Source organism: Proteus sp. G3927 (assembly GCF_963894685.1).
GTDB lineage: Bacteria > Pseudomonadota > Gammaproteobacteria > Enterobacterales > Enterobacteriaceae > Proteus > Proteus mirabilis.
In genome coordinates this window covers 61683-73471 of sequence record NZ_CAWQGX010000003.1, presented here as the reverse complement: position 1 = coordinate 73471, position 11789 = coordinate 61683, and the positions used below count along the sequence as shown (strand labels likewise).

General features: G+C 39.7%; 11 protein-coding genes. All 11 read right to left on the bottom strand.

The genetic code is table 11. The features are described from left to right. Nucleotides 1-47 precede the first annotated feature (47 nt). A complete protein-coding gene (locus AACV00_RS00435; protein ID WP_036919162.1) occupies nt 48-1154 on the bottom strand; it encodes a protein-tyrosine phosphatase family protein in 1107 nt (368 codons plus the stop codon). Nucleotides 1155-1360: 206 nt separating this feature from the next. Beyond that, a complete protein-coding gene (locus AACV00_RS00430; protein ID WP_004245856.1) occupies nt 1361-1687 on the bottom strand; it encodes a DMT family transporter in 327 nt (108 codons plus the stop codon). Nucleotides 1688-1769: 82 nt separating this feature from the next. Next, a complete protein-coding gene (locus AACV00_RS00425) occupies nt 1770-2186 on the bottom strand; it encodes a DMT family transporter (RefSeq protein WP_004249190.1) in 417 nt (138 codons plus the stop codon). Nucleotides 2187-2219: 33 nt separating this feature from the next. Further along, the gene (locus tag AACV00_RS00420; protein WP_017628498.1) at nt 2220-2924 is read right to left on the bottom strand and encodes a hypothetical protein; all 705 of its coding nucleotides are present in this window, start codon (nt 2922-2924) and stop codon (nt 2220-2222) included. A gap of 17 nt (nt 2925-2941) precedes the next feature. Next, nucleotides 2942-3586: a phosphate propanoyltransferase gene (locus AACV00_RS00415; RefSeq protein WP_004249187.1), complete on the bottom strand. Its 645-nt coding sequence runs from the start codon at nt 3584-3586 to the stop codon at nt 2942-2944. Then, nucleotides 3586-4092 carry a BMC domain-containing protein gene (locus AACV00_RS00410; protein ID WP_104459555.1) on the bottom strand — a complete coding sequence of 169 codons (507 nt, stop codon included), beginning with the start codon at nt 4090-4092 and terminating at the stop codon, nt 3586-3588. The genes AACV00_RS00415 and AACV00_RS00410 overlap by 1 nt, the downstream gene beginning before the upstream one ends. 16 nt (nt 4093-4108) lie before the next feature. Beyond that, nucleotides 4109-5059: a choline TMA-lyase-activating enzyme gene (gene cutD / locus AACV00_RS00405; RefSeq protein WP_004245863.1), complete on the bottom strand. Its 951-nt coding sequence runs from the start codon at nt 5057-5059 to the stop codon at nt 4109-4111. 103 nt (nt 5060-5162) lie between these two features. Continuing rightward, entirely contained in the window at nt 5163-8591 is a 3429-nt protein-coding gene (gene cutC / locus AACV00_RS00400) for a choline trimethylamine-lyase (RefSeq protein ID WP_004249184.1), read from the bottom strand. Between the two features lie 51 nt (nt 8592-8642). Beyond that, nucleotides 8643-9791, bottom strand: a complete 1149-nt coding sequence (locus tag AACV00_RS00395; protein WP_004245865.1) for a 1-propanol dehydrogenase PduQ — start codon at nt 9789-9791, stop codon at nt 8643-8645. A 7-nt stretch (nt 9792-9798) separates the two neighbouring features. Further along, nucleotides 9799-10062, bottom strand: coding sequence for a EutN/CcmL family microcompartment protein (locus AACV00_RS00390; RefSeq protein WP_004245867.1), 264 nt, complete (start codon nt 10060-10062; stop codon nt 9799-9801). A gap of 26 nt (nt 10063-10088) precedes the next feature. Next, nucleotides 10089-11741: an acetaldehyde dehydrogenase (acetylating) gene (locus AACV00_RS00385; RefSeq protein WP_104459554.1), complete on the bottom strand. Its 1653-nt coding sequence runs from the start codon at nt 11739-11741 to the stop codon at nt 10089-10091. Between the last annotated feature and the right edge of the window lie 48 nt (nt 11742-11789).

Here is an 11789-nt window from a genome sequence, read left to right as displayed (position 1 = left end):
CATTGTAAATACAATGGGGATGGTTATAGTTATTTTTTGAATAAATATTATTTTATTTTAATATGATCATTGACTAAAGGAATGTTATTATTTATTGCAAACTTAATCAGCTCATTAACTTGTACTTTCATTTTAAGTAGCTGCCAACTGCGATTTTTCCTTAAGTGAACGAGAATACTTTCTAAGCTTTTTGTTTTTGTATTTCTTGCCTCTATCATTTTCATCATCTCCATTAAAGCAATAAACTCTCCTGTTCTTCCTAATCCCGCAAGACAATGGACAGCTATATTTTCTTTTGTTGGGTTTATTGTTAATTGTTTGCCAATCAAATCAATTGTATTTTTTAATTTTGTCGCATCTATTTCTGTATGATCTTCCCAATTATAAATATGTACAAAGTTTATATCTTTATTTTCATCACAACCTTTTTTAGTCAATTTCTTAGTATATACTTTGCAATCTAAAGTTCTTTCATTTCCTAAAATTTCATTATCCCCATTTTTACCTTTTATTTTAAAACGACTGAAATCCCACTTATTAAAGTGGCGAGATTCTATATTATCTGAATAAAAATCCTCTCTAAAGTATTTAAACCCTTTCTGCTGAGAATTGCTTTTATCATATTCAATATCAGGTTTTGAGAGGTCGCATTCAATATCCTTATTCGAGGCTAAAACATAAACTGTCTTTATATCATTATCAAATAACATATTAAAATAATGTTTTAAACTCTCTTTATCATTAAGAGGATATTGGCTTGCAAAAGTCACATAAGGAGAGTTCTTAACACTCACATTATTAGTAGGTAATAATACCCCATTAGATTCTATTAAAGTTTTTTTACAATATGGTATTCTATATCTAGAATTAGGTACACATTGATAGTTATTTTCATCATATTGAGGTGAGTTTTCATCATAATATAATTTGTTAAGAACTTCTGTAGATACTAATCTTTGGATATTATTTACGTTATTGATATTTTGTCGCATATAGAGAACAGGTGCTTTTTTTTCAGATAAAATTTCTGTATACCATATAGCACTAGTATTCTTAACACTACTGAAATTAGGATTTCCCGTGGTATCTTTTATTCCTAAAGCATTTTTTACGCTATTAAATTTTGTACTTATATAAGAAACTATTTTTGGCATATATCACCCTTTTATAACTTAATTTTACATAACCGTCTCCCAACTTTATATTGATAAAAACTTTAAAATATAAAAAAAACATCTTTTCTCACTCATGTTCATTTTAAGAAATGAATATAAGTGAATATAAAAATGCCGATATTGTTGAATAACATATCGGCATTTAAAATTAAAAGACAATTTAGTCTCTTGTTTATAAACTTATCTTACATCGTTGAAAAGGTATTCATAATTATCCCACCAGAGATAATCAATGCCATTGAGAATATAGCGGGTAGATCGGGTTTTTGTTTATATAAAATCATGGCAACTAATGTTACCCCAACAATACCAAATCCACACCACAAGGAATATGCCACACCAACAGGGATATAGCCCATTGCACGTGTTAAAGCGAAATAGCAAATACAGTAAGCGGCAATCACTAAAACAGAGGGAGCTAATTTACTAAAGCCATTGGTCTTTTTAATCATTGAAGTGCCCGTGATTTCAGAACCAATAGACAGCGCCAGCCATAAGAATCCGGTAAACATAATGGTTATCCTTATTTATTTTAATAAAGTACTTATTTATTAAAAAATAGTTTTATTAAATATAGATTATTAAGAAATAGATTTATTTATTCACTGACGATACAGTCTGTTTTATATTTGATAACTCCGTCGTTTCTTCTGACTCTTCTTCGGAACCCATTTTCGAAAACAGATTCATAATGACGATCCCGCTAGCAATAACTGCCATACCAATAATAGCAGCCGTATCAGGATGTTGACCGTAAAATGCCATACCTAAAGTAGATACAACTAAGATACCGGTTCCGGACCAGGTGGCATAAGCTAAGCCTACTGGGATATTTTTAACTGCACGAGATAATGAATAATAACAAACAATATAAAGAACAATAATTAATCCTAATAATAATGTCTTTGTTATTCCTTCACTATTATCAAACATTTTTAAGGTCGAGGTTGCTGAGGTTTCTGAAATAATAACCGCCAGCATCCAAAGCCATGATTTTGCTTTTGGGGACATAATAAGACTCCTAAATTTTTAGATATGTATATTTTAATCTTTCAAACTTTTTAAATATTCAATAGCAGAATCGGTTAATTTATCTTGTGATAATTGGTATTTTTCAGGGTTACTCATTACTTGTTTCAAAGTAATATAGCGATTATTATTCAGTTGTTTTGTTTCCGTTTTATTAATAAATTTTAACTTGTGATCAAAAGCATTCTTTTTTAAATTATCTTCAACTTCATTTATTGAGCAAAAAGTAATACCCATTGATATTAATCGTTCAATATTCTGTTTTAGCACTAAGTTATAGTGTTCATTTTGGTTTAAACCTAAAATTTCATTAATTTCACTATTTGGCTGACAAAAGTAAGGTAATGCAATAATAGGAATATTTTTAGCCAATGCGGAATGAATAAGTGTTCCTTCTTCACTAATCATTAACCCATTAATAATTTCCCCCACCAGCTTTTTGTCAAAATAGGGAATAAATAATGCCTGATAAGCGGATAACCTATGGGGATCAAACTCATCGGCTTTAGTGATATCCCCTACATGGCACCACTGCGATAAATCATGGCATTGCTGTGCCTGTGTGGTAACAAAAATAGAGGCCCGTACAGTGGAAAAATGGCTAATGCGTTGATAGATTTCATCACGATATCCCGGCGCCGGTGTTAAAACTAACAACACCGGCTTTTTTATACGCTTTTCTATTTCTGCAACAATCCGTTCAATTAATTGATTGTCCATTACCTCACCTCATTGTCTTAGCTGACAATAAACACGCTGTCGTTATTTCTAAGTCCTGCCGCATTTGCCTCATCGGTATCAATATGAAATTCCAATGCAAATTTCTCACTGACACGCACAATCACTTCATCAAAAATCAGGCTACGTTCACCCTCTGTTTTTACATGCACTTTCTGACCATTGGTCACATTTAACGCTCTAGCATCAATATTATTCATATGAATATGACGCTGAGCACAAATGACTTGCTGTTTTAATTCCACATATCCCGCAGGCCCCATTAAAACCGCATTACCGGAGCCTGCTAAATCACCGGAACCACGCACGGGTGCCTTTATACCTAATGCAAAACAATCTGCTTTTGAAATCTCTAATTGGCTTTGTGGACGAACCGGCCCTAAAACACGAACTTTACTGATAGAGCCTTTAGGCCCGACTACCATCACACACTCTTTGGCGGCAAATTGTCCCGGTTGTTTTAGATCTTTAAACGGGGTGATCTGATAGCCGTGACCAAATAACGCATCTACATCTTGTTGTGAAAGATGTACATGTCGATTAGAAATACCAACAGGAATAGCGATCCCTTGATTTATGCCCATTCCCACATTGGGGATATTTAAACGAGTGAGAATTTTTCCCATTAGTTGTTGATTAATCATTATTTTTTACCTTTACGGCTTTCAGGTTTACTCTCTTTTTTACTGCTTGGTGCTTTATCTGCTGTCATTGCTTTAGTTTCAGGGGCACTATTTTGAGCCAGTCGATCTGCAACTTCTTTTGTCGCGTCACTATCGCCACTTTCATGCTTCATGACAGTTTCAACCCTGTTTTCAGCCAGCGTTTTGAGTGCATTCTGTTGTGTTTCTTCACTAATAACAGTGCTTTTTTTCTTACCTTTTATTGTCAACAATTTGGTGATAACACTTGGCTCAGGTCTTGCTATGACGAGTGATCCGATAACCAACTCTTTTTGGCTCACCACATCTACACCATGCTCAACCGCTGTTTTTACCGCACTGATCTCACCTTGAAAACAGACAGAAACTAACCCTGATCCAATTTTTCTATAACCGATAATTTCAACACTGGCAGCTTTACAAGCCGCATCAGCAGCTTGGATCGCAGCGGTTAATCCGCGTGTTTCAATCACACCTAAACTGTTCATCTTTCTCTCCTACTGATTAGTGGCGGACAAGACGGATCTCAAAATCAAATTGTTTAAAGAAGGCTTCTAAGCGATCGAGCTCTTCTGGCGTATATCCCGGATCGTTTTTAATGGGGTAGATCATCTCCAATTTTTGGTATTTATTACGGCCAAATTGGTGATAAGGTAGAATATCGATGCGCTGAAGATTACCGCGTTTTGACAACGCCATGGCGTAGTTAATCGCACCAGTAATCGCATCATAAGAGTCGTTATAACCTCGCACTAAAGGCATACGGATAACCACATTTGCACCGAGATCCATCAAACGCTCTAAATTACGGCGGACATTCTCATTACCAATGCCAAATAATGCTTTATGCTGAGTAGTATCAATGTGTTTGATATCAATTAGAAACTGATCAACGACTTGCGCTAATTTTTCATAATTAGCCACATTAGTGGTTGCTTGTGTTTCCACCGCGGTATTGATCATCATCTTTTTACATTCACGTAACAGAGCTACAGCAAAATCCGTTTGTAAACTCATTTCGCCGCCACCGATTGTGACACCACCGCCGGAAGAGATATAGAAGTCGTAATCTTGCATGATAATGTCCATCAATTCAGATACAGAGACATCTTTACCCATAATATCCAGTGCATCAGAAAGACACACTTCTTCACATTGACGACATCCAATACAATCAACTGCGCGATCAACGCGATGAACTTGCTGCCCTTGCTCATTGGTTGTCATGTAATGCACACCAGCCGGACACACATCAACACATTTACCGCAATCTACGCATTTATCGCGAGAGTACATCACCTGAAATTCACTGCTAAGACCTTCTGGGTTTGAACACCAAGGGCAGCGGATATTACAGCCTTTTAAGAAAACCAGAGTACGAATACCATCACCATCATAAATAGAGTATTTTTGGATATTAAATATCCGCCCTCTTATTTCTGCTGCCGTCTCCATCTTTACGCCTCCAAATCTGCATCAAACATCCTTGTTCGATAAATTTACATCTTGTCTTGTCGCGATTAATAGGGAGGACTCTTAGCCCTCCTTGGGTCTATGATCAGAATTTCTCAATCACTGTACGACTAATAATTTCATCCTGAACTTCTTTACATAATTCAACGAAGTACGCACTGTAGCCAGCAACCCGGACAATTAAATCGCGGTACTTTTCAGGCTCTAATTGGGCTTTTTTCAGTACTTCATTATCGACATAGCTAAATTGCATCTGACCATTACCCAAAATAGAGGCAGTTCTTAATAAGGTAATTAATCCTTGGCGTCCTTCATTGGTATCTAGCAAGCCTTTGAGGAATTTAAAGTTATGAACCATACCGATATTCATGGTTTCAACATTCATCTTGCTGATGGATTTAATGATGGCAGTTGGGCCATGTTTATCGGCACCCTGTGTAGGGCTGATCCCATCTGATAATGGTTTCCATGCTAAACGGCCGTTTGGTGTTGCTGCGGTTAATTCACCAATTGGCGTGTTATTAGAGATAGATAACGTACCGTGACTAAATGTGGAGTAGAGCATTTTATATTTACGGCATTCACGTTCAGTCCATTCGGTAATGTCTAACGCATATTGGTCAACAACATCATCGTCGTTACCAAATTTCGGTGCATTTAAACAGTCACGCAGTAACTCTTCGTGCCCTTCAAAATTAGCTAATAAGCCGTCACGTATTTGCTCTAAGGTATATTTTTTGTCTTCATAAACCAGTTTGCGAATTGCCGCCATAGAATCGACATAAGTGGCTAAACCAGAGAAGATCAGACCCGGTCCGTGGTTAACCATCGCACCACCCGCTGTCACGTCTTTACCTTGCTCCATACACCCCTCAACCAATAGCGACATGAGTGGTTTTGGGGCAATGTCACGGTGAACGCGCTGGCTGATAACCGTACCAATTGCTGATAAACGAATAATATGTGCGACTTGCTCTTTAACCGCGCGATCGAAATCCTCATAAGTACGTAAATCACGTAAATCGCCGGTGTCTAAGCCTTGGTAGCTATCAAACAGCACCATACGACCACGATTTAATACAAATTCAATGGCAATTGGCCACTGGGTATAACCCGTTGATGTCCATTGATAGATACGACCTGATTTTTGTGGTTCAACACAGCCCATCAAGCAGTAATCGCGTGCATCTTCAAAGTCGAAGCCTTTGCGCAACATCATCTTGATATGAGAATCATCGAAGTGACAGGCAGGGAAGCCCATTCCCGCTTTGACCACATCAACGATTTTTTCCATATATTGCTGTGGCGATTGGTTATGGATACGACAAGCCAGTGAAGGTTGATACACTTTCACAAAGCGTACTGCGTCCATAATCAAGTAAGTTAAATCGTTACAAGCATCGCCACCTGAGCGTTTTTGTCCCCCCACCGTTAAGTTGATAAAGGGTTGATAGCCGGCAAAATATTTTGCGCCAAGTTCACTAGACATCCACATTAATTCGGCACATTTGATGATAAAGGCCTGCATCATTTCCAGTGCTTGTTCACGCGTTAAACGACCTGTTTTAATGTCGTTTTCATACATTGGGAAACAGTATTGATCTAAGCGACCTAAAGAAAGTCCCGTTTGGTTCTCTTCAACTTCAAACAATGATTCTACAGTCCAGATACTTTGCAGTGCTTCTTGCAATGTTTTTGGTGGATTAGCAGGAACATTTTCATTGACTTGAGCAATGGTCAATAACTCTTCACGACGTTGTGGATCACTCTCTTTAGAGGCTAATTCACGGGCATGCTCGGCAATACGATGAGCATAAGCGATAACCCCTTCACAACTTTCAATCGACGCTTTATAGAAATAGATACGGTCAATATCAGCAGGATTTTCCATGCTTAATTCAGCCAATTTCGCTTGTGCATCAGCTTTAATACCGTTCATCCCTTTGGTGAATAACAGCACGTCATAACCGGGGCAAGTATCACCACCACCATTAATTTGATGATAAGAGAGATCGCTGACAAAGGTTTCACCACTGAACTCCCATACACCCGCTTCACGGTATTGCGCTTCACAAATTTCATCTAAAGAGCGACCTTCCCAAAATGGCACTATCTCTTCACGAATGACTTTTTTGTCTTCTTCTGAAATTTGGAATGGATCTTGTGGGCGCGTGCTCATGGTGTCGAGTTCATCACGTACCCAACGCCATGCGATATCAGGAGAGAAAGCGCCAGCACGCGGTTTCCCACAAGGATGTCCCACAATAAGCTCTTCATCTTGAATTAAGATAGGTGCGGTTTCACAAGCACGGCGGAAAGCTTTAGCACGCAATAAAATAGGCGGTAAACCAGGATTATTGCGAGCAATTTCAGTAAAGGCTAATGCTCTATAAATTGAAACACTAGGGCGAGCCTCTAAATAACGATTACGCAGGCGCTGTAGACGGGGAGTTAAGCCTTCCATTACAGTCAACTCACCATTTGCTGTCGCCGGTGTAACAACATTGGCTGAAGGTGAAGCATATTGCGGTGGTGTATTCATACGACCGTTATATAAACGGACTTGTAGTGAACTGTGTAATGCTGATAGATTAGCGCGCGCTGATAACAACATTTCTGAAAGTTCGTTAATACTGACGCGAGGATCGTTAATATCGATACCTTGGGTCATGGCATCAAACATTGGATAGCCATCGACTTCTTTCGTTGCGCGCACTTCGGATAGCTCAGCCAGTTTTAGCCAAAGACTTTCAACAATCTCATAAGCTTGTGCTGGCGTTAAACGGCCTTGGTCAATATCACGTTGATAGAATGGGTATAGTGCTTTATCAAAGCCCATTGGGTTGATAGCGTAGCTACCATTCTCCAGATGAAGAATAAGCTGTAATAAATAGAAAACTTGTACCGCTTCTTTAAAGGTTTCTGCTGGCTTGGCGGGTACTTTACGTAAAATAGCCGCACTTTCTAATAATTCAGCTTTACGGTATGGATTACCTTCCATTGCGGCTAAATTTTCTGCTTTAGCTGACAGTAGTTGTGCAAAATAAAGTGCCGCATCACATGCATAAATCGCCGATTTGCAGAAATTGGCTTCATCCATACTGCTACGATTTACCGCACTACCAATGCTTCTCATTCTATCTTCAAGTTGTGCTTTGATGGCTAAGAAACCTTGATTCACCACCAGCATATAATCAGGTGATGCAACGCTATTATTGATACTTAAAAAGCGATAAATAGAGTCACTACGCACTTCTTCTTCGCTGTGGAAAATCGCACCACGTGGTGTTGAGGATTGGCTACCGATAATAAGCTCATCTTGAGCGATATAGCTTGGAAAATGACGAATAAACTGATAAAAGCGTTGTGCAGGTTTAATCGCTTGGGGCACACCGGCAATATTGTTATCTAATGAATCAAAAATCGTCGCACGCTCTGTGCTAATAGAACTGTTACGTGAAACTAAACGTTCTGCCAGCATTTTTACGCGTGGCGTCAAAGAATATTTGGCCATGTGAGGCTCTCCTGATGTTCTTTACTAGACCTAATCGGTATTAATTGAGCATTAACTGTGTGATACACCGGCAAATGCCTGACGATACAATGTTTCTAATTGGTGTGTGTTTACGTCACGCGGATTTGTCGGCGTACAGCTATCGCGTAAAGCCTGTCCGACCATTTCCGTTAAACGGGCATAAAAGTCCGCTTCACTGACACCGGTATCGCGAATACTCTTCGGCATACCCATTTCATCTTTCAATACATTAATGGCGACAATAAGGCTGATAACGCCTTCTTTTACCGTCTGCGCAGGTAATCCTAAACTTTGGGCAAGGTAGGCATAGCGCTTCGCTGCTTCGCTATTACAATCACCATGAAGATTGGCATTAAAGGCAATAACATGTGTCATCAATAACGCATTCGCACGGCCATGAGGGACATGAAAAACACCGCCTAATGCATGGGCAAGACTGTGTGTAATACCTAGCGACGCATTAGTAAATGCCATACCTGCGATGCAAGATGCATTGTGCATTTTTTCGCGAGCAAGTAAGTTATCCCCTTGATGATGACAATCAAGCAGATGGCTAAACACTAATTTGACTGCTTTTTCTGCCATCGCATCAGAAAAATCAGATGCAGCTTTAGACACATAAGCTTCTAATGCATGGCAAAGGACATCCATACCCGTATCAGCGGTAATTGCAGGAGGTACAGATTTCACAAGTTCAGGATCGAGGATCGCGATATCAGGCAACATAAACTCATCGACCAATACCAGTTTTTCACTGCGTGATTTGATCACTGAAAAAGAGGTCACTTCAGAGCCAGTACCACTGGTCGTGGGGATCGCAATAAACTGCGGTTTACTTCTACTGTGCTCTTTACGGGTATGCCAGAGGGAGTACATAACGGCTTTAGCAGCATCGATAACAGATCCACCGCCGAGTGCGATAACCAAATCAGGATAATGGGCATCCATTATTTTCATACCACTGACAATGGCAGAAATATCAGGATCTGATGCAACATCATCATAGATTTGAAACTCAATACCTCGTTGCATTAATTTTTCAGTGACTTTATCTGCAAAGCCAAACTTCACCATTGCTTTATCTGTCACCACAAATGCGCGGCGGGCAGTTAACCCAGAGAGAAAATTCAGTGCATTGGTGCCAAACTGAATTTTGGGTTTTATCAGAAACTCACTCATGTCGTTATTACTCCTTACTGTCCCGATAAACCTTCTCAACAATGGCAACCACGGACATCGCCTTGTAACGATCTTTGTTTAGTGCGAAGTATTCTTCAGCCAACACCACATCGTTGATACCTGCACCCACACTATCCACTGCAACATAGGTTTTATTTTTCAGTGGATTAAGCTCATCATCTAAGGTCGCTATCATTAATAAATTGCTTCCTTTCAGTTCAGGGCTTTTTTGTGTCGCGACTACGTGTCCGATTACCTTTGCGAGGATCATGGTTTATATCGCCTTCTATCAATGAGTTATTTACCCAGACGTCCGAGAACTTCTTTGATAATGCGCTCCACGTTCTCTTCGGTGATCTCACCTTGCTCAATCACTTGTTGTGCACACGCACTGACTGTCGTTGTATAAGGGGACGCGCCAAAGCGATCATCACCTTGTGTTTGACGTTGTGCTGTTGCACATTCCGCATGAACAGGGGTTAAAGAAGGTGAACGAAAACGATCATCATCAAGAATGCTGGTGTGGTAATTTGCGCTAGAAACAGCAGGTTGAGCAGCTTCTTGTGCTAATGGACAAGGTTGTTTTAACTCTTCAACACTACGTACCCCATAACCGACTTTACGAATATTCAGTAAATTCATCGGGCCGACGTTATCTGAGCTAGAACCACCGCCTACCGCACCACAACCTAGGGTTAACGCAGGAGTAATATTGGTTGTTGCGCCAATACCACCTAATGCCGCCGGAGTATTAATTAAAATACGATTAACGGGTTTTTCTAAAGAGAACTGACGAATAACATCTTCATTTTGGGTATGGATCACTAAGGTATGACCTAAGCCTTCGTTAGTGAGCAATTGCACCACACGATGACAGGCTGATTGCCAATCTTCTTCAATATACATACCTAAGATTGGGCACAGTTTTTCCCGTGAATAGGGATTCTTCGGTGAAACAGTATCTTGTAGTGCAATCAAGACGCGGGTATTAGCAGGTACAGTAAAACCGGCGCGCTGGCTTAAATAGATAGCATCTTTACCAACCACCGCAGGATTTATCGTGCCATTAGCGCGCAATAACATAGAAGCGACTTTCGCTGCTTCTTCATCATTCATAAAATAAGCACCTTGCGCTAATAGCTCACGGTGAACTTCGTTATAAATGCAACGTTCTACGATGATGGATTGCTCTGAAGCGCAGATCACGCCATTATCAAATGTTTTACTGGTGATGATATCGCTCACTGCTTTTTTGATATCCGCACTACGCTCGATAAAGGCAGGGCCATTACCAGGACCACCACTGATAGTTGGTGTGCCTGATGCATAAGCCGCACGCACCATTCCTTCACCGCCAGTAGCTAAGATTAATGACACATCTTTGCTGTGCATTAATTCTTTTGTCGCTTCCAATGTCAGCAATGTCACACCATCGACAATTCCCTCAGGTGCTCCCGCTTCTAGTGCGGCTTTTTTGACAATTTCTAGCGCGCGGAAACTACACTGTTTCGCATTAGGGTGCGGTGAAAAAATAATCGCATTACCTGCTTTCAGTGCAATTAGGGTTTTATAGATAATGGTTGAAGTTGGGTTAGTGGAAGGCACTAACGCTGTAATAACCCCTAAAGGTACCCCCACATCCATGACTTTTTTCACTTTATCGTCATTGATAATGCCAATGGTCTTTAGGTCTTTCATATGTTCATACACACGCAATGACGCAAAGGTATTTTTCAGTACTTTGTCTTGCCATTTACCAAAGCCGGTCTCTTCGCTGGCCATTTTTGCCAACTCTTCTGCGTGACGAACAGCTTCAAATGCAATGTGTTTGACTATATTGTCGATTTTTTCCTGCGAAAATTTCGCATATTGTTGTTGTGCATTTTTCGCGTTACGAACTAGCTCGCGAGCCAGTTGTCGGGATTGCAAATCTTTATCTAATGCAACCATGTTTTCCCCCATACAGGAGTTAAAAATTTAGCTGAATAACGTTTTTTG